At 43.0% G+C, this 16,802-nt stretch carries 17 protein-coding genes and 1 pseudogene; 14 read left to right on the top strand and 4 right to left on the bottom strand.

Features of this window, described 5'->3' with window-relative positions:
• Positions 1-3: 3 nt before the first annotated feature.
• The 6 genes from V7L97_RS01095 to V7L97_RS01070 all read left to right on the top strand — a co-directional run bounded on the left by V7L97_RS01095 (position 4) and on the right by V7L97_RS01070 (position 6,067).
• Positions 4-2,988: a UvrD-helicase domain-containing protein gene (locus V7L97_RS01095; RefSeq protein WP_333652480.1), complete on the top strand. Its 2,985-nt coding sequence runs from the start codon at positions 4-6 to the stop codon at positions 2,986-2,988.
• 29 nt (positions 2,989-3,017) lie between these two features.
• A complete protein-coding gene (locus V7L97_RS01090) occupies positions 3,018-3,785 on the top strand; it encodes a slipin family protein (protein ID WP_333652478.1) in 768 nt (255 codons plus the stop codon).
• 16 nt (positions 3,786-3,801) lie between these two features.
• Positions 3,802-4,533 carry a TVP38/TMEM64 family protein gene (locus V7L97_RS01085; RefSeq protein WP_333652576.1) on the top strand — a complete coding sequence of 244 codons (732 nt, stop codon included), beginning with the start codon at positions 3,802-3,804 and terminating at the stop codon, positions 4,531-4,533.
• Positions 4,534-4,676: 143 nt separating this feature from the next.
• Entirely contained in the window at positions 4,677-5,345 is a 669-nt protein-coding gene (locus V7L97_RS01080) for a hypothetical protein (protein WP_333652476.1), read from the top strand.
• Entirely contained in the window at positions 5,326-5,724 is a 399-nt protein-coding gene (locus V7L97_RS01075; protein ID WP_333652474.1) for a hypothetical protein, read from the top strand. Before V7L97_RS01080 ends, V7L97_RS01075 begins: the two co-directional genes overlap by 20 nt.
• On the top strand, positions 5,648-6,067 hold the full coding sequence (locus V7L97_RS01070) for a sensor histidine kinase (RefSeq protein WP_333652472.1): 420 nt from the start codon (positions 5,648-5,650) through the stop codon (positions 6,065-6,067). Before V7L97_RS01075 ends, V7L97_RS01070 begins: the two co-directional genes overlap by 77 nt.
• A 6-nt stretch (positions 6,068-6,073) precedes the next feature.
• Here V7L97_RS01070 and V7L97_RS01065 read toward each other — a convergent pair whose 3' ends face one another.
• The 4 genes from V7L97_RS01065 to V7L97_RS01050 are packed head-to-tail and all read right to left on the bottom strand — an operon-like array spanning position 6,074 to position 8,854.
• Positions 6,074-7,054 carry a beta-ketoacyl-ACP synthase III gene (locus V7L97_RS01065; protein WP_333652470.1) on the bottom strand — a complete coding sequence of 327 codons (981 nt, stop codon included), beginning with the start codon at positions 7,052-7,054 and terminating at the stop codon, positions 6,074-6,076.
• Complete coding sequence (plsX, locus tag V7L97_RS01060; RefSeq protein ID WP_333652468.1) at positions 7,041-8,093, bottom strand: phosphate acyltransferase PlsX; 1,053 nt, start codon at positions 8,091-8,093, stop codon at positions 7,041-7,043. The genes V7L97_RS01065 and plsX overlap by 14 nt, the downstream gene beginning before the upstream one ends.
• Entirely contained in the window at positions 8,090-8,278 is a 189-nt protein-coding gene (rpmF, locus tag V7L97_RS01055) for a 50S ribosomal protein L32 (RefSeq protein WP_333652465.1), read from the bottom strand. The genes plsX and rpmF overlap by 4 nt, the downstream gene beginning before the upstream one ends.
• A 57-nt stretch (positions 8,279-8,335) precedes the next feature.
• On the bottom strand, positions 8,336-8,854 hold the full coding sequence (locus V7L97_RS01050) for a YceD family protein (RefSeq protein ID WP_333652462.1): 519 nt from the start codon (positions 8,852-8,854) through the stop codon (positions 8,336-8,338).
• A 340-nt stretch (positions 8,855-9,194) separates the two neighbouring features.
• Between V7L97_RS01050 and V7L97_RS01045 the strand changes: the two genes are divergently transcribed.
• The 8 genes and pseudogenes from V7L97_RS01045 to V7L97_RS01005 all read left to right on the top strand — a co-directional run.
• Positions 9,195-10,769, top strand: coding sequence for an N-acyl-D-amino-acid deacylase family protein (locus tag V7L97_RS01045; RefSeq protein WP_333652460.1), 1,575 nt, complete (start codon positions 9,195-9,197; stop codon positions 10,767-10,769).
• A complete protein-coding gene (locus tag V7L97_RS01040; RefSeq protein WP_333652457.1) occupies positions 10,770-11,462 on the top strand; it encodes a gamma-glutamyl-gamma-aminobutyrate hydrolase family protein in 693 nt (230 codons plus the stop codon).
• 91 nt (positions 11,463-11,553) lie between these two features.
• Positions 11,554-12,603, top strand: a complete 1,050-nt coding sequence (locus V7L97_RS01035) for an AI-2E family transporter (RefSeq protein ID WP_333652455.1) — start codon at positions 11,554-11,556, stop codon at positions 12,601-12,603.
• The gene (locus V7L97_RS01030) at positions 12,596-13,711 is read left to right on the top strand and encodes a baeRF10 domain-containing protein (RefSeq protein ID WP_333652452.1); all 1,116 of its coding nucleotides are present in this window, start codon (positions 12,596-12,598) and stop codon (positions 13,709-13,711) included. Before V7L97_RS01035 ends, V7L97_RS01030 begins: the two co-directional genes overlap by 8 nt.
• 290 nt (positions 13,712-14,001) lie before the next feature.
• Positions 14,002-15,308, top strand: a pseudogene (locus V7L97_RS12810) (ABC transporter substrate-binding protein).
• 89 nt (positions 15,309-15,397) lie between these two features.
• The gene (locus tag V7L97_RS01015) at positions 15,398-15,772 is read left to right on the top strand and encodes an ABC transporter permease (RefSeq protein ID WP_333652449.1); all 375 of its coding nucleotides are present in this window, start codon (positions 15,398-15,400) and stop codon (positions 15,770-15,772) included.
• Positions 15,773-15,787: 15 nt separating this feature from the next.
• Positions 15,788-16,267 (top strand): ABC transporter permease, encoded by a 480-nt coding sequence (locus V7L97_RS01010; protein ID WP_333652446.1) that lies wholly within the window; start codon positions 15,788-15,790, stop codon positions 16,265-16,267.
• A gap of 31 nt (positions 16,268-16,298) precedes the next feature.
• Positions 16,299-16,802, top strand: a 504-nt coding sequence (locus V7L97_RS01005; protein ID WP_333652443.1) for an ABC transporter permease, incomplete at its 3' end; no start/stop codon positions are given.

Below are 16,802 nucleotides of genomic sequence, written 5' to 3'. Positions count from 1 at the left end.
AAGATGAACGAGAATTACCTCGACATATCGAAGAGCGTGATGATCTCTGCGCCTGCTGGTTCAGGAAAGACGGAGAAGCTTGCGAGGAGATACATAGAGCTTCTTAAAAGCGGCTCTAATGTGGAGCGCATACTCGCAATAACATTCACAGAAAAGGCTGCTGCAGAGATGAAGGAGAGGATTCTGAACATCCTTAAAAAAGAAGACCTCGAACTCTTTGAAAGGGTCAGGGAGAGGATGCCGAGGATGCGCATATCAACCATTCATTCCTTCTGTTTAAAGCTTTTAAAAAGGTTTTCCCTTGACCTCGATGTAGACCCTTCCCTTGAGGTCATGGACTGTTTTAATGCGGATATCCTCTGGAGTGAGGCGGTATATGAATGTCTTCTTGAGGATAATGCCTCTGGAGAGGGACTGTTTTACGAAGTAATAAAAGACAACGGCATTAAGGGATGGAAGAAGCTCTACAGCATACTTGACGAGCTCCACGGTAAAAGGCCGACTATAGAGTTCGGGATTAAGGGTTCGGCCAATGGCCACTTTGTGGAGTTAGGAGTCCAAGGTTCTGAACAAGACCACTTTGGAAGGATTCTGTCCATATATTCGAAATGCCTGAAAAGATACAAGAGGAAAAAGATGGAGCGGCATTGTCTCGACTATAACGACCTTGAGCTCATGGCATATGAGGCCATATCAAAAAATCCCGAGTGGCAGAATGTCCTTTATTCCTTTGATGAGCATACAGACCATATACTCGTTGACGAGTTTCAGGACACAAGCATGCTCCAGTGGAAGATAATCGACAAACTCACGGAAGAATGGCGTTCCGGATTGGGTGCAAAAAGAGAGACCGGAGTTAACCCGACCATATTCCTTGTGGGTGATGACAAGCAGTCCATCTACTCCTTCAGGGGAGCCAATGTCAGCATATTTAAAAATGCTAAGAAAAAACTCACGGAATGGCTTGGAGACGAATACCATTTCATAGAGATAAAAGAGAACTACCGCAGCCTGCCGGCCATTGTAAATTTTGTTAATACACTCTTTGAACGGCTGATGCCAAAGGGACTTTATGATGACTATAAGGTCGAATACACACCCTTTGATGCAACAAGGGCAGGTGAAGGGAATGTGGAACTTGTACTCCTTGACAGCATCGGCAATACAAAGGAGAACAGGAAGGCAGAGGCTGCTGTCATCGCCAGAAAGATTAAGGAATTAGCAGGCACATATGTGATATACGATAACAAGGAAAGGGGGATTTCACAAGGGGGACAAAGTCCCTCTTGTGTGCAGAAAAAATGCAGTTATGGAGACATGGCGATTCTCTTGAGGAGCAGGACGCACCTTTCAATATTTGAGGATGCGCTGAGGAGGGAAAATATCCCCTTTATTGTCGTTAAAGGCATAGGTTTTTACAACTCCCCTGAGGTAGGTATTCTGAGAGATCTTCTGTTCTTTCTCATCGATCCACATGATGACTACAGTCTTTTTAATATCCTCCGCTCACCCCTGTTCTCCATGGGATATGACACCCTGCTGAAAATTGCTAAAGATGCGGTTATCGATGACATGCCTGCCGGTTATTTATTCGAATCGCTGAAAAAATATGCAGCACAACACCCCAACACTCCATCACTCCAACACTCCATCACGTTACTTGCTAAATGGCTCGAAAGGGCGAAGGATACGCCATATGCAGTGCTGCTTGAAGATATACTTGCAGAGGCAGATGCATGGCACTATTTCCATGAAAAGCAGCGCTATGTGAATGTGAAGAAATTTATAAGGCTCGTTGAGGAATTCGAATATAACGGGCTTGCAGGCTTGGAGATAAAGGAGAAGCTGATCAAGGCATCCAAAAAATCCGAAGAGGCAAAGGCCAATGTCAACACAGAGGGCATGGATGCTGTAAGGATAATGACCATACATGCATCGAAGGGTCTCCAGTTCCCCATGGTGTTTCTCCCGTGCCTCGATGAGAACAGCAAGGCAAGAGGTTCCAGCAATGTGGTGATGGATGAAGACGAAAACGGCATTGTTATAGCCTATGAGGAAGATTTCAATATCAGGAAAAAGACGCTCCTTTTCCAGAGACATAAGGAAAGGCTTCAGGACGAAGAAAAGAGACTGTTTTATGTGGCAGTGACGAGGGCAATGGATCATCTCTGCATGTCCGGCGTATGGCCAGATTCCGGAACAAAATCCCCTTCAGGGAAACTGGCGTATATTGCAGATTCCTTTAATCTCATTGATACAGATTCCACAGCAGGACTGCCATTTAAGATTAATAGAGTAGGAGCAGATGAGTCTGGAGTTAAGAATCCGGAGTTAAGAGTTAAGAGTCAAGAGTCACATAACTCTAAACTCATAACTCAAAACTCTGAATTATTTGACGAGCCTGTATTTATCGAGCCTCTCGATTATAAGCCTTCACCTGTGTGGCTTGATGTCACTGAAGAGATAAATGAGGTAAGGAAAAAACATGGCGATGACTGGGTTGTCCTAGGCAGGGCATTTCACAGGATATTCGAGGGTATTTCAAAGAGACATATTACAATGGATAATCTAAAAAATAAGACAACGGACGTGCTTAAAAATGAAGTAATGTCTGATGCGGATGTGGATAACATGAAGAATGTTATTCTGCTCGATTTTAAAAAACTTGATGAGTCCGGCCATTTGAAGGACATTATACTTCCTCAGGAAGATTCTTATGCCGAGCTTCCATTTGTTCTGGACATGGGGAGCAGGATCTATAAGGGAAGGATAGACAGGCTGATTATAAAAGAGGGGCAAGGGGACAAGATTGCATATATTTACGATTATAAGACATACCCGATTTCAGAAGAAGAAATACCTGAGTTGATGGAGAGATATTTTTTCCAGATGGACATCTACAAAAAGGCTGTGGAAAGGCTCTTTTCTGTGAAGGCAAGGAGCTATATCTTCTTCACTCATGAGCCGAGGCTCGTCGAAATGGTATAATTAGTAAAACGATCGAAAAGGAGGATATTATGTTTGAACCGCAGTTTATGTCATTTCTGTTTATAGTATTCCTTGTAATCTATTTTCTCTCCAGTGCAATTAAGATTTTAAAGGAATACGAGAGGGGCGTTGTGTTCAGGCTTGGAAGGATTATCCCGGTAAAAGGTCCCGGCCTTGTAATCATATGGCCTATTATCGATAAACTGGTCAAGGTAAGTCTGAGGACGGTTACGATGGATGTCCCGCCGCAGGATATTATCACCAAAGACAATGTTACGGTCAAGGTGAACGCAGTTATTTACTTCAGGCCGTTAGACCCTGTAAAGGCAATTACAGAGGTTGAGGATTTTCATTACGCCACTTCGCAGATAGCACAGACCACGCTCAGGAGCATTTTAGGACAGAGCCAGCTCGACGACCTTCTTACAAAGAGGGATGAGCTTAATGCAGAGCTTCAGAAAGTGATCGATACGCAGACAGAGCCGTGGGGCGTTAAGGTTACGGCAGTTGAGGTTAAAAATGTCGACCTGCCGTCAGAGATGCTCAGGGCAATAGCAAAACAGGCAGAGGCAGAGAGGGAGAGAAGGGCCAAGATAATACATGCCGAGGGTGAATTTCAGGCATCACAGAAATTGGCAGACGCAGCGAAGATTATCTCATCAGAGCCTGCAACCCTTCAGCTCAGATACCTTCAGACCTTGACAGAGATTGCAACCGAGAAGAACTCAACAATAATCTTCCCTATTCCTATAGACTTGATAAAGACATTTCTTGAGAAGACTGGAGCAGGAAAATAAGTAGAGGTAAGAGGATATTAAAGTAATAAACAAAAATAACATATGGATTAAACCCCTGATACTCATACTTATTGTCGGCGGGCTGACAATAATTTTTTATAAGACGGGGTTAATTCATTTTTTCCTTAACAGGGAGAGACTGCTTAGCTTTCTGGATTCCCTTGGGCCTGCTGCGTTCATTGGATTCATATTTCTTCAGGTTGCACAGGTCGTTGCGGCGCCCATCCCCGGCGAAGTTACGGGACTTCTCGGAGGCTTCCTTTACGGCCCAATCCTCGGAGTAATGCTATCCACCACAGGATTGACCATAGGCTCCTACATAGCCTTTGCCCTTGCGCGGACGTTCGGAAGACCATTTGTGGACAGGTTTGTTGACAAAGCCATAATGAACCGATTCGACTATCTCCTCCACCATAAAGGGGCATTCCTCGTTTTTCTCCTTTTCCTCATTCCGGGTTTTCCAAAGGATTATTTATGTTATATACTTGGATTGGGGCATCTTTCCACAATGGAATTCCTTGTGATAGGAGGCACTGGAAGACTTTTCGGCACTATATTGCTCACACTGGAAGGAGATTATATAAGACATCATCAGTACGGCAGGTTTTTCATCCTTGTGGGAATTACGCTGATAGTTGTTTTTATTGCCATGGCATACAGGGATAAGCTTGAAAGATTGTTCAGGATATGGCATATTATGGACTATAAAAGAAGAAAGGTGAAAAAATCGGACAAAAAGAACTCATAAAGTTTCTCAGTGCGTTCATTTTCTTTTCTGCAATCCCCTCAAGTGCCTGGGCATTCGTCCCTCACGCTTATCCCGGAATCTACATACACCAGATGGGACATGTGTATTTCTTCGTCTCCTGTATATTCATTATATGGATTATAGTGCATCATAATTTACACAAGTCGAAAGGCTGGAGATACATACTTCTTGCCGAACTGTTTTTCGCTTTATGGAATTTGGATACATTTATAGGACACATCACCGAATTCTGGATCGAAAAGACACAGATAATAGGAAGCAGACAAGGCTGGGATTATTTTTTTAGAGATGTAACAATTGAAGGCAGGGAATACATCTATTACATAACACGATACGAGTTTTTTCTGCTTTTACCCGCGATACTGTTCCTTTATATGGGATTGAGAGAACATCTGAAAGAGGAAAAGGCCGCGGTTTCGGTTTCTGCGCTTTTGCCCTTATTCCCTATTTTATTCTCCGAAGTAGTGGGTGCGTTTGTGATGGTTCTGCTTTCTGTAATGAGCCTGATTACTGCTTTAAGTCTTTATAGAAAAAATAAAGGCAATGTGCTGTGGAGTTATTTGCTGTGGCTTTCCACATCCTATGTCATTTTTTCCATATCGAGGTCACTGGGACATATTCTTAAACCCGCCTTGATAGCTACAGGATACGAACATATATGGAACTCTATAGACCCGTACAGCGGAAGCTTCATTACCTTTACCTTTGCCGTTATAGGCACTGTCAGCCTCTTCTTTTTCAGGGCATACGCCTCTTATCTTAAAATGCTGGATGACAAAAAAAAGGATTGAGGCTGTTAATGCAGACTTGACCGAGTTGAATCAGGAACTGGAGACAATGGTGGCTGAAAGGACAATGAGCCTGATGGCACTGACTGTTGCCGACAGGGTGAGGAATCCTGCTGCTGTGATTGGCTGGACATGCAAGCGGATACTCGAGAAGGAAAAGGTTCCTGAAAAACTGGGTGAAAATCTTAAAGACGTCATTGATGAGTCTGAAAAGCTGGAGTCTATTGTTAAAGATTTCGAGGCGTTGCTGAAGAGCAAGCAATCGAGGTTCATGTATGAAGATATCAATGAGATTGTAAAAGGCGTTGTATCAATCGTTGAAAAAGAGGCGGACGAAAAAAAGCATAAAGCTTTCTGTAAATCTTGCAGGTCATCCTCTTAAGATAAATACACAGAAAAACTTATTAAGGGCGGCGATCTTTCACATTATAAGGAACGCCATCGAAGCAACGCCCGATAGAGGCATGATAACGGTTACAACTGCCGGGGACAACGAAAAGGTTACGCTTGCTATTTCCGATACCGGTGCCGGCATTCCAGAGGAAGATATCGGGAGGATATTCGACCCGTTCTTCAGCACAAAGCTGTTCAGATTCGGGATGGGTCTGCCTCTGGTAAAGCAGATAATTTCAGAACATCTTGGCGAAATAAAGGTTGAAAGCGAGCCCGGAAAGGGCACAACATTTAAATTGATTTTTCCAGTGAGATGGATAGAAAAGAAGTAAGAATTTTCACCACTTGATAAGGGCCGATGCCCATGTAAGTCCGCCGCCGAATGCCTCAAGCAATACATAATCCCCTTCTCTGATCCTTCCTATGCGCACTGCTTCATCGAGGGCAATGGGAATTGACGCTGCAGATGTATTGCCGTATCTGTCAAGATTGACAACGACCTTATCCATTGACAGTCCGAGTCTGTTTGCCGTTGCCTGAATTATCCTGAGATTTGCCTGATGGGGTATGAGTGTTGAAAGCTGCGAAGGTTTCAGGTTGTTCTTCTTTAATGTATCAACTGCGAGACTTTCAAGGGTTCTGACTGCCACTTTAAATGTTTCGTTTCCTTTCATCTTTAAAAAATGCAGCCTTTTGTTAATAGTTTCCTTTGAGGGAGGATATTTTGAGCCGCCGCCTGGGAGGTTTAAGAGTTCCCATAAGCTGCCGTCGGAATGCATTTCCGTGGAAACGATGCCGCTCTCTCCGTTTGCAGCCTCAAGGATGACCGCTCCGGCGCCGTCTCCGAAGAGAACGCAGGTTGTCCTGTCTTCCCAGTCCGTGAACTTTGACAGGGTTTCTGCACCTACAAGCAGAATTCTTTTGTACATGCCTGATCTGATAAAACTGTCGGCAACCGATAAGCCATAGATAAAACCGGAACATGCGGCGCTAATGTCAAAGGCAGCAGCCTTTTTTGCACCGAGAAGATTCTGAAGCAGGCATGCGGTGGACGGAACAGGCATATCCCCTGTTACTGTTGCAACTACGATAAGGTCTATATCCTTTGCCTTAAGGCCGGCCTGTTTGAGTGCTGCTTTTGAGGCCTCATAGGCTAAGTCGGATGTTGACTGTCTTTCGCCGGCTATCCTTCTTTCTTTGATGCCGGTTCTTTCTGTAATCCATTCATCGGAGGTATCCATCATTTTTTCGAGGTCGAAGTTCGTAAGTTTCCTTTCAGGCGCATAAGAGCCTGTGGCAATAATCTTAGCCCTTAACATACGATATATCCTCTTTAGCCAGATTTTTCAGAGAAAAATTTTCATTGGGGCCCTTATGCAAGGCATTTGCAATGATTTCGTGCACCTTTTTCTTTGCCATCTCACCTGCGACACGTATGGCGTTCTTTATGGCCCTTGCAGAAGAACGGCCGTGGCTTATGATGCATGTCCCATTTATGCCGAGGAGGGGTGCTCCGCCATATTCGGAGTAGTCTGTCCTTTTTCTGAAGTTCTTTATGGCCGGCTTTATCATCATGTAGCCGAGTTTGCCGGTAGTTACATTGGCAATTTCGTGTTTCAGCATCTTCATGATAGTTTCGGCAAGTCCCTCGCTTACCTTTAAAACGATATTCCCTATAAAGCCGTCGCAGACTATTACATCCGCATTTCCTGAAAAGATGTCTTTTCCTTCTATGTTGCCTGTAAAATTCAGGCCGGCATTCTTTAAAAGCTTAAAGGCCTCTTTTGTCAACTCGTTTCCTTTAGTGTCTTCCTCTCCGATGCTTAACAGGGCGATCCTCGGAGACGATATATCAAAGATGGCCTTATAATAGGCATTTCCCATATGGGCGAATTCGAGGAGGTTTTCGGGTTTGCAGTCGACATTTGCCCCTGCATCGATAAGGAGAAAATATCCTGTTAATGAGGGCATTATAGTTGCTATTGCAGGCCTGTCCACATTTGACAGTTTGCCGAGTACAAACAGGGCTGTTGCCATTGCAACACCCGAATGTCCGGCGCTCACTGCAGCGTCTGCTTCTCCGCTTTTTACCAGATCCACTGCCTTTCGAATGGATGAGTCCTTTTTCCTTCTGAGAGCAGTAGTAGGCGATTCATGCATCTCAACAACCTCTGATGCATGATGGATGGATATTCTTTCTGAGGGGTAGCGCCAGTTCCGGAGAGATTCGGTTATTTTCTGCCTGTCTCCTATAAGTATGACATGGATGTCGTCATACTCTCTTACTGCCTCCAATGCCCCTGCTATTGTTACATCAGGGGCAAAGTCCCCTCCCATTGCATCGAGGGCAATCCTCATAATTCTTTAGACACTACCTCGATGATCTTTTTGCCATTGTAAGAGCCGCAATGAGCGCATGCCCTGTGCGGAGGCTTTAATTCCTTGCAGTCAGGGCACTCCACGAGGTTGGGAAGCTGTCCCTTCCAGTTGGCCCTCCTTTTGTCCCTTCTTGACCTTGAATGGCGATGCGTTGGATTAGCCATCGTTTACTCCTTTCAGGGCATAAGGGGAACTCCGTTCCCCTTATAATATCCCCTTTTTTAAGTTTTATTTTTTTTCCCTAACAGTTGCTTTAATACTGCCAGTCTCGAATCTATCTCTGAAGCAGCGCAGCTACACTGCGTCATATTCAAATCAACGCCGCATTTGGGACATAATCCCTTGCAACCCTCGGAACAGAGCGGCTTCATGGGCACACTCAGCACCAACTGCTCTTTTAACAGGTCCTCTGTATCGAGGATATCGTTTTTGTAAAATCCGGTATCGAGCTCGTCACTCTTCAGTTCGTAGTGTTCTTCTTTATTAATCTCGGAGGCAGGGTGATAGACAACATTTATCATGGAGTCTATGTCCACGCCGAATATCTTCAGGCATCTGCTGCATTGAAGCTCAACAGTGCCTTTTGCTGTTCCTGTTATGATAACCTCTGACCCCTTTTTGTCAATCCTGAGAGAGGCCTTTACAGGCGATACTATTGCAATAGATTCGTCAGAGGAAATCTTCTCTGTTAATTCAAGCTCTAATCCCTCTTCAGGGATTTCTGAAATTATTACCTTCATAGACCAAAAAGGGAAAAGTCCGCAAAAATAGTGCTAAATTAACTACTATAACGATTAAGTCAAAATTTTGTCAACCTAATCTGGGCGATTTTGTAAGGCAGGCACTGCTCCAAGACTTAAAAAAAGTCCTTGCTCCTGTGCATATTAAAGATAACAGATGCATCATCCATCAAGCATCCAATGTAGTAGATGACGGATACAAGATAGAAGTTTACACAAGTGCGGAGTTTAAAGTCTTTCCGCAGCACCTACCTTACAAAACACAATAAAGAATTGCTCAATTTAGGGTCAATGAATTGGCCTGTGATAAAGTGTTAAAATGTAACAGAAAAGGGGGTTGATGATGCTTGATTTTTTTATAAAAAACGGAATGGTCTTTGACGGCAGCGGTTCGGAGCCTGTTGAGACAAATATCGGCATAAGCGGAGACAGGATAACCTACTTAGGCAATGAGGAAATCCCTGCAAGAGAAGTGATTGATGCGAAAGGACTTATTGTTTCTCCTGGATTCATCGATACGCATGCCCATTCCGAATTTAACCTCCTCGCAGATGGAAGGGCAGAGGGGAAGATTTCTCAGGGAGTCACTACAGAGATAAACGGCAATTGCGGGCTTTCGGCTGCACCCCTTTATGGAGAAGCCTTTGAACACAGGGAAGCCGATCTGAAAGAACTCGGAATAAAAGAGAGATGGTCGACTTTTAAAGAATATTTCAATATCCTGAGAAATAAAGGCATTGCAATAAATTTTGCGACATTATGCGGACATGGAAACATACGGGCATCGGTAATGGGTTATAAAGATATAATACCCGATGAAAATGCCATGAATGAAATGAAGCGGCTTTTATTGGAGGCTGTAGAGCAGGGAGCAAAAGGCATCTCAACAGGATTAATTTATCCTCCCGGCGTTTATTCAACTACTGAAGAATTGATTAAATTATGTAAAACCTTGAATTATTCCGAACTCCGAAAACTAATTTATGCCTCTCATATGAGAAGCGAGGGCGATGCCCTTATTGAGGCCATTGAGGAGGTTATCACGATAGGAAGAGAAGCTCATGTGAATGTTCATATATCCCATATAAAGACCGCTGGCGAGAGGAACTGGTGGAAGATTGACAATGCCATCGAATTGATTGAAAGGGCGAGAAATGAAGATGTGAATTTAACCTGCGATAGATACCCTTACACCGCAGCCAGTACGGATCTCGATACAATTCTGCCTTCATGGGTATATGATGGAGGCGTGGATGAAGAATTAAGGAGGCTTAGGGACCCCGATACCTCAAAAAGAATTAAGGCCGAGATTGGCCAGAAAGATGAAAATTACTGGAAAGGGATTTGTATCTCATCTGTTACAAAATCCGAAAACAAATGGATGGAAGGAGAGAGTATTTTTGATATTGCATCGAAATTGGGAAGACGGCCTGAAGATGTCCTTTTCGAAATCCTTATAGATGAGAAGGCAAGGGTTGGTGCAATATTCTTCTCCATGAGCGAGGATAATCTGAGGAAATTTCTGTCTCTTCCCTATGCAATGATAGGCTCGGACAGCTCTGTTAGAAGCTTTTCAGGCCCGACATCTACAGGAAAGCCGCATCCGAGGGCATTCGGGAGCTTTCCGAGATTCATAGCGAAATATGTGAGGAATGAAGGATTGATGCCTCTTTCAGAAGCTATAAAAAAGATGACATATCTTTCTGCTGCAACCTTTGGTTTGAAAGAGCGCGGTCTTATAAAAGAGGGCTTTTTTGCCGATATTGCAGTATTCGACTACGATAGGATTATTGATACGGCGACATTTAAAGATCCCTACAAAAGATCGGAAGGCATTGTAAATGTTTTTGTTAATGGTAAGCTGGCGGTTAAAGAAGGGGAATTCACAGGAGGCCTTTCTGGAAGGATTATATAGATGAAACCGATCATTGGCATAACTGCTGACATGGATGAGAATACTTATAAGCTTAAGCAGGATTATGTGTCTGCTATAGAGAAAAGTAGTGGATTGCCTTTGATTTTGGTGCCAGCAATGGATAATATCAGCCAGATTGCCGATTTTATCGATGGCCTATTATTGCCGGGAGGCGACGACCTTCTGCCTGAATATTACGGCGAGGATATTTCTGTGCCTTTAGAAAAATTGAAATTTGTAAAAAAAGAGAGAAGCGATTTCGAGATTGCTATTTTAAAAGAGATAGCGAAGCGACAGAAGCCTGTTTTAGCCATATGCTACGGAATGCAGCTTGTGAATGTCGCCTTTGGAGGAAGCCTTTATCAGGATATGGAAATGCAGGTAAAAGGCGCTGTTAATCATAAGACTGGCCAGCATGCTATAAAAATTGACGAATCATTCTGTTCCATATTCAATATCCCGCAATCAGCAATCAGCAGTCAGCAATTGGTTAGTTCCTCCCACCATCAGGCAGTCAAAGTACTTGCAGACGGTTTTGAGGTTTTTGCAGTGTCGGAGGACGGGATAATAGAGGGATTCTATAAAAAGGATTACCCGTTTTTTATTTGTGTTCAGTGGCATCCAGAACGCATATTTTATGATAAACTTTCATTAAGAATATTTAAGGCGTTTATTGAAAAATCAAGGAGGTAAAGAAATCCTAAATCCCAAGCACTAAATCCAAACAAGCATAAACGGCTTGTTTAGAATTTAGATATTAGTATTTAGGATTTTTAAGGAATATATGGCAGTTAATAGGTTTTATTTTATAACATTGACATTTCTTGTATTGGTACTGGGCTATTTGAGCTACCAGATACTTAAGCCATTTTTGTCTCCAATAGCATGGGCTATTGTCCTTTCACTGGTGTTCTACCCTATTTATGCCTTTTTACTCAGATATATAAAATGGCGAACTGTGGCATCTTTTATTACCCTTGGCATAATACTGATTATTATTCTGGGGCCATTTTCTTATCTGTCTTTTTTGCTTGCAAAGGAACTGAAACACATATCGGATTATGTGGAAGGAGGAAGGCTTGAAACACTTCAAAGCGCACTGGAGCATCCGGGCGTCAAGGCCATGATAGATAGAATTATATCTCTGTTCAATATAACAGAAGCTGAATTGGATAAGGCCGTTATAGATGGCATCTCAAAATTTGGGAAGGATTTGGTTGGCAGGATTACAAAGGGGATGGGCGATGTTGTGACCGTGGCGCTAAACTTTGTTTTTATGGCCTTTGCCATATTCTTCCTTCTTAAAGACGGCTCTGAATTTCTGAAGAGGATTCTGGATTATATGCCCTTTTCTGAGGAACAGAAGGACAGGCTGACCATGCAAATCAGGGACATCATAATATCAACTGTTTACGGAGGTGTTGTGGTTGCCATTATACAGGGAATTATAGCCGGGTTTGCCTTCTATATACTTGGAATTCCTTCTCCTGTTGTATGGGGATTGGCAACTTCCATAGCCTCATTTATACCCCTGATCGGCGCATTTGCCGTATGGGGGCCTGCCACTGTATATCTGTTTCTGCAAGGCGCAGTATTGAAGGGTGTTGCCCTTGCAATTGTTGGCGTTTTTGGAATAAGCTTAATCGATAATGTCTTAAAACCCATCATAATCGGCGGCAGGACAAAGATGCCGATCCTTGCCATATTTTTCAGTGTGCTGGGAGGAATCAAGCTGTTCGGATTAATCGGGCTTGTAATGGGGCCGTTGGTGCTGGCGATTTTTGTATCGGTGGTAGAAATATTTAGAAATGTAGAAGGAGGATACCATGCTTGACAGGACAGAATTAAGGGAAATCGCATCAATGGAGGGCGGTTATTTTGTGAGTCTTTATCTCAATGTAGACCCTATGTTCAATACAAAGGGCGACTATATGGTGCATTTCAAAAACATGATGAAGAATACCGTAGATTCGCTGGACAAGGCTGCGTATAAAGCAGTGAAGGATGATCTTGAAAAGGTGGAGAACCATGTCATTTCAAATAAGAGGATGTTCAGAAAGGGGCTGGCGCTTATCAGTTCTACAGCCAAATCGTTCTGGAAGGAATATAACATCAACGTCCCTGTAAAGAACGAGCTCATCGTTGATAAAACACCATATGCAAAGCCATTGATGGATATTCTCGATAACTATCAGAGGTATGCAGTTCTGCTCGTTGATAAGGAATCTGCGAGGATATTCATTGTCCATCTCGGAGAAATCGTTGAATACGGCGAAGTCCATACGCCTGCTATCCCTGGAAAACATAAAAAGGGAGGATGGTTTGCCCTTTCCCAGAACCATTATGAAAGGCATATAGATTTCCATATCAGCATGCACCTCAAGGATGTTGTGGAAAAGGTGGATTCATTCCTCAGCGGTGAATACATCGGAAGACTGATAATCGGCGGTTCTGACGAGGCTGTTTCCATGGTAAAGGGAATGCTCCATAAAACAGTTCTGGATAAGGTTATAGGCGCAGCCAAGGTTGAGATGTTTGCAAAGAGCGATGAAGTGCTGAGAAGGGTCGAGCCTATTGTTTCTGCATATGAGAAAAAGAAAGAGGAAGAGATTGTGGAAAGCCTTATTGCAAAAGCCCTGAAGAAGGAAAATGCCGTGCTCGGATTGGACAATGTGATTAGTGCACTTCAGGAGCAGAGGGTAATGAAGCTCGTTTTTGTAAAGGATTATAAGGCAAATGGATACAACTGCAGTTCCTGCAATTATTTGAGTGTGCAGAAGAGCGATTCCTGCCCATACTGCAAAGGGAAGATGGATGCTGTTGATTATATGGTGGATTTAGCAGGGCAAAAGGCAATCCAGCAGAGTGCACTCATCGAGGTCGTCTCAGAAAGCAAAAAACTGCTCGATGCAGGAGGAATAGGGGCATTTCTGAGATTCTAAAATATTTGCTATTATAGGTGATGGGTAGAATAAATAGATTATTTACTCATCACCTATTTTGTTTATTGACTATAATTTTATTTCTTTTTTCCTGCACATCCTCAGACCGCCTTGAGGGGTGTATATATTACAGGCTGAATGCAAATCCCACCACACTTGACCCTGCTTTGATTGCTGATGTCTCCAGCGCATAGATTGCAGCAAAACTTTTTAACGGACTTGTCAAATTAAATGAGAATCTCGAAATAGTTCCTGATATAGCAGAGAGATGGGAAATATCAAAGGACGGCTTGAGATATAAGTTTTTTCTCAAAAAAGGAGTAAGATTTTCAAATGGCCGTGGAGTTGAGTCCCATGATTTTAAATATTCCTTTGAGAGGATTTTAGACCCCAAGACAAAATCTCCAAATACATGGGTCTTTGATAAGGTTGAAGGTGCAAAGGAATTTCAGAAAGGTGGGGCTAAAGAGGTCAATGGTTTCAGGGTAATAAATGACCATACATCTGAGATTAAACTCAGAAAGCCATTTTCACCGTTTTTAAGCATGCTCACCATGACACCTGCCTATGTAATTCCAAAAGAAGAAGTTGAAAGATGGAAAAACGATTTTTCATCCCATCCTTCAGGCACAGGGCCTTTTGTTTTAAAGAGATGGCTTCCCAACAGGGAGTTGGTTCTTGAGAAAAATGAGAATTATTTTGATAGAAAGGCAAAGGTCAAGGGAATTGTCTATAAAATTATTCCTGAAGACCTTACCACCATTACTGAATTTGAGCTTGGAAATATCGATGTGATTTCCCTTCCTGCATCCGCTTATTCGAAATTTAAAAACGACAAAAAATGGAATAAATACATAATGTCCCTCGAAGGGCTTAATACCTACTATTTAGGCATGAATTCATCAAGGCCTCCCTTTAATAATCCGGATCTCAGAAAGGCAGTTTCTTATGCAATAGACAGGAAAAAATTCTCGAAACATTCTATGAGGGAAGGGGAAGGCTTGCAGCAGGCTCTGTCCCTGATTTATTAAGAAAATGGGATGTAAAAGCAGGTATTAATTATGACCCGCAGAGGGCTAAGGAAATAATTAGAAGAGAAGGCATGTCAGGAATAAATGTGAATATGTATGTTACTGCTGATCAGGATGTTATAGACCTTGCAGAGATAATACAATCGTACCTTTCAGAGATTGGTATAAATGTGAATATAAAGCAACTGGAATGGAGTGCCTACAAAGATGCGGTGAACAAGGGAGAGCCAGACATGTTCTGGCTTAGCTGGTGGGCTGATTATCCCGATCCTGAAAATTTTCTTTTTCCGCTGTTCCATTCATCCAACCTTGGCCCTGCAGGCAATAGGACGAGGTATGCCAACAAAGAGGTGGACACCCTGATAGAGAAAGGACAGAATTCCCTTAACGAGAATGATAGAAATAATTTCTATAAAAAGGCGGAAGAGATCATCATTCAAGACATGCCATGGGTATCCTTCTGGCACAGGACAGACTTCCTTATAAAACAGCCGTGGATAAAAGGCTATAAGGTTTATCCAATTTACACGATGGACAAGGGCACAGAGGTAGCGGTAGAAAGGTAGTCTGAAAATAGTGTACAATTTGCCGATGGCTGCTTATGTTCTGAAAAGGCTTCTTCTCTTAATTCCCCTTTTGTTCGGGATAACACTCCTTGCATTTTTTTCTTCTCAATGCCCTCCCCGGAGATCCTGTATTGAGTCTCGTGGGAGAGCGTGCAAGCCCTGAGGCAATCGAGAACATAAGAAAAGAAATAGGTGTGGATAAAGGTTTTATAGGGCAGTATATAGGTTATCTTAAGCTCTTATCACATGGGGATTTCGGAAGGTCTTATTACACAAACAGGGATGTGCTGAAGGATATTGTCATGAAATTTCCGAATACAATGAGGCTCGCATTTGCTGCCATGCTCATTGCAGTCCCATTGGGTATTGTTCTCGGCTTTATATCTGCTTATAAACGAGGCAGATTTATAGACAGGCTTATCAATGTGGTCTCAATTACCGGCCTGAGCATCCCCATATTCTGAAGTGCGATAATCATAATGCTCTTTTTGAGCCTCAAGTTAAAGTTATTTCCTCCGTCAGGCACAGGAGATATAAGGTTTTTGGTCTTGCCTGCCTTTGTGTTGTCAATTCCTGCTATGGCAACGCTATCGAGGGTTACGAGGACAACAATCCTGGACATACTGAAAATGCCCTATATAAATACTGCAAGGGCAAAGGGATTGCCATCGATTAAGATAAGCATTGTCCATGTCTTAAAGAATGCCATCATTCCCATTGTCACCATTATCGGCCTCGACTTCGGCAGTTATCTGAACGGTGCTGTTGTTACAGAGACAATATTCGGATGGGACGGAATAGGAAGGTTCACAATGGAGGGAATAATAAAGAGGGACTATCCTGTGATAATGGGATGCATAATTTTCGGGACAGCGGTCTTTGTGCTTGTCAACCTGATCACAGATATACTTTATCACTATCTTGATCCGAGGATAAGGCTTCATGCCAAAGAAAAGTAAGATATCATTGAAATTATTGTTGCCGGTCCTTGTGATTGCTCTATTATTTGCTGTCTCTGTATTATCTCCCCTTCTCCCTATCTACGATCCCGATAAAATAGACCTCGATTCCATAAAAAGACCGCCGGGCATGGATCATCCATTCGGCACCGATAGCAAAGGCAGGGATATATTTGCAAGGGTTGTCTATGGAGGCAAGGTATCCATAGGCGTTGCAATTGTTGCCGCATTCGTGTCTGCCCTTATCGGTTTCGGTATCGGTATTGCTTCTGGATATTTTGGAGGCAGGCTCGATACCGTGCTCATGTCTGTGGTCGATTTTATCCTTTCTTTTCCGTCGCTCCTCCTTGCCATTGCCATATCCGTGATATTGCCGCCAGGCATATACACAGTAATGATCGCCATATCGACAGTGGGCTGGACATCATTTGCAAGGCTTATAAGGGGACACGTGTTGACCATTAAAGACATGCCTTTTGTCGACGCTGCGAGGGCAGTGGGGTGCAGCAATTTGAGGATACCCGTTTTGCATATT

The sequence above is a fragment of the Dissulfurispira sp. genome, from assembly GCF_036745535.1.
Taxonomy (GTDB): domain Bacteria; phylum Nitrospirota; class Thermodesulfovibrionia; order Thermodesulfovibrionales; family Dissulfurispiraceae; genus Dissulfurispira.
Note: the sequence above shows the minus strand (reverse complement) of the source record. Positions and strands in the feature narration are given on the sequence as shown.

Excerpts from the sequence above, each read along its gene's own strand:
- V7L97_RS01095 (WP_333652480.1), top strand. The coding sequence starts at position 4 with ATGAACGAGAATTACCTCGACATATCGAAGAGCGTGATGATCTCTGCG.
- V7L97_RS01090 (WP_333652478.1), top strand. The coding sequence starts at position 3,018 with ATGTTTGAACCGCAGTTTATGTCATTTCTGTTTATAGTATTCCTTGTA.
- V7L97_RS01075 (WP_333652474.1), top strand. The coding sequence starts at position 5,326 with ATGACAAAAAAAAGGATTGAGGCTGTTAATGCAGACTTGACCGAGTTG.
- V7L97_RS01065 (WP_333652470.1), bottom strand. The coding sequence starts at position 7,054 with ATGTTAAGGGCTAAGATTATTGCCACAGGCTCTTATGCGCCTGAAAGG.
- plsX (WP_333652468.1), bottom strand. The coding sequence starts at position 8,093 with ATGAGGATTGCCCTCGATGCAATGGGAGGGGACTTTGCCCCTGATGTA.
- rpmF (WP_333652465.1), bottom strand. The coding sequence starts at position 8,278 with ATGGCTAATCCAACGCATCGCCATTCAAGGTCAAGAAGGGACAAAAGG.
- V7L97_RS01050 (WP_333652462.1), bottom strand. The coding sequence starts at position 8,854 with ATGAAGGTAATAATTTCAGAAATCCCTGAAGAGGGATTAGAGCTTGAA.
- V7L97_RS01045 (WP_333652460.1), top strand. The coding sequence starts at position 9,195 with ATGATGCTTGATTTTTTTATAAAAAACGGAATGGTCTTTGACGGCAGC.
- V7L97_RS01040 (WP_333652457.1), top strand. The coding sequence starts at position 10,770 with ATGAAACCGATCATTGGCATAACTGCTGACATGGATGAGAATACTTAT.
- V7L97_RS01035 (WP_333652455.1), top strand. The coding sequence starts at position 11,554 with ATGGCAGTTAATAGGTTTTATTTTATAACATTGACATTTCTTGTATTG.
- V7L97_RS01030 (WP_333652452.1), top strand. The coding sequence starts at position 12,596 with ATGCTTGACAGGACAGAATTAAGGGAAATCGCATCAATGGAGGGCGGT.
- V7L97_RS01010 (WP_333652446.1), top strand. The coding sequence starts at position 15,788 with ATGCTCTTTTTGAGCCTCAAGTTAAAGTTATTTCCTCCGTCAGGCACA.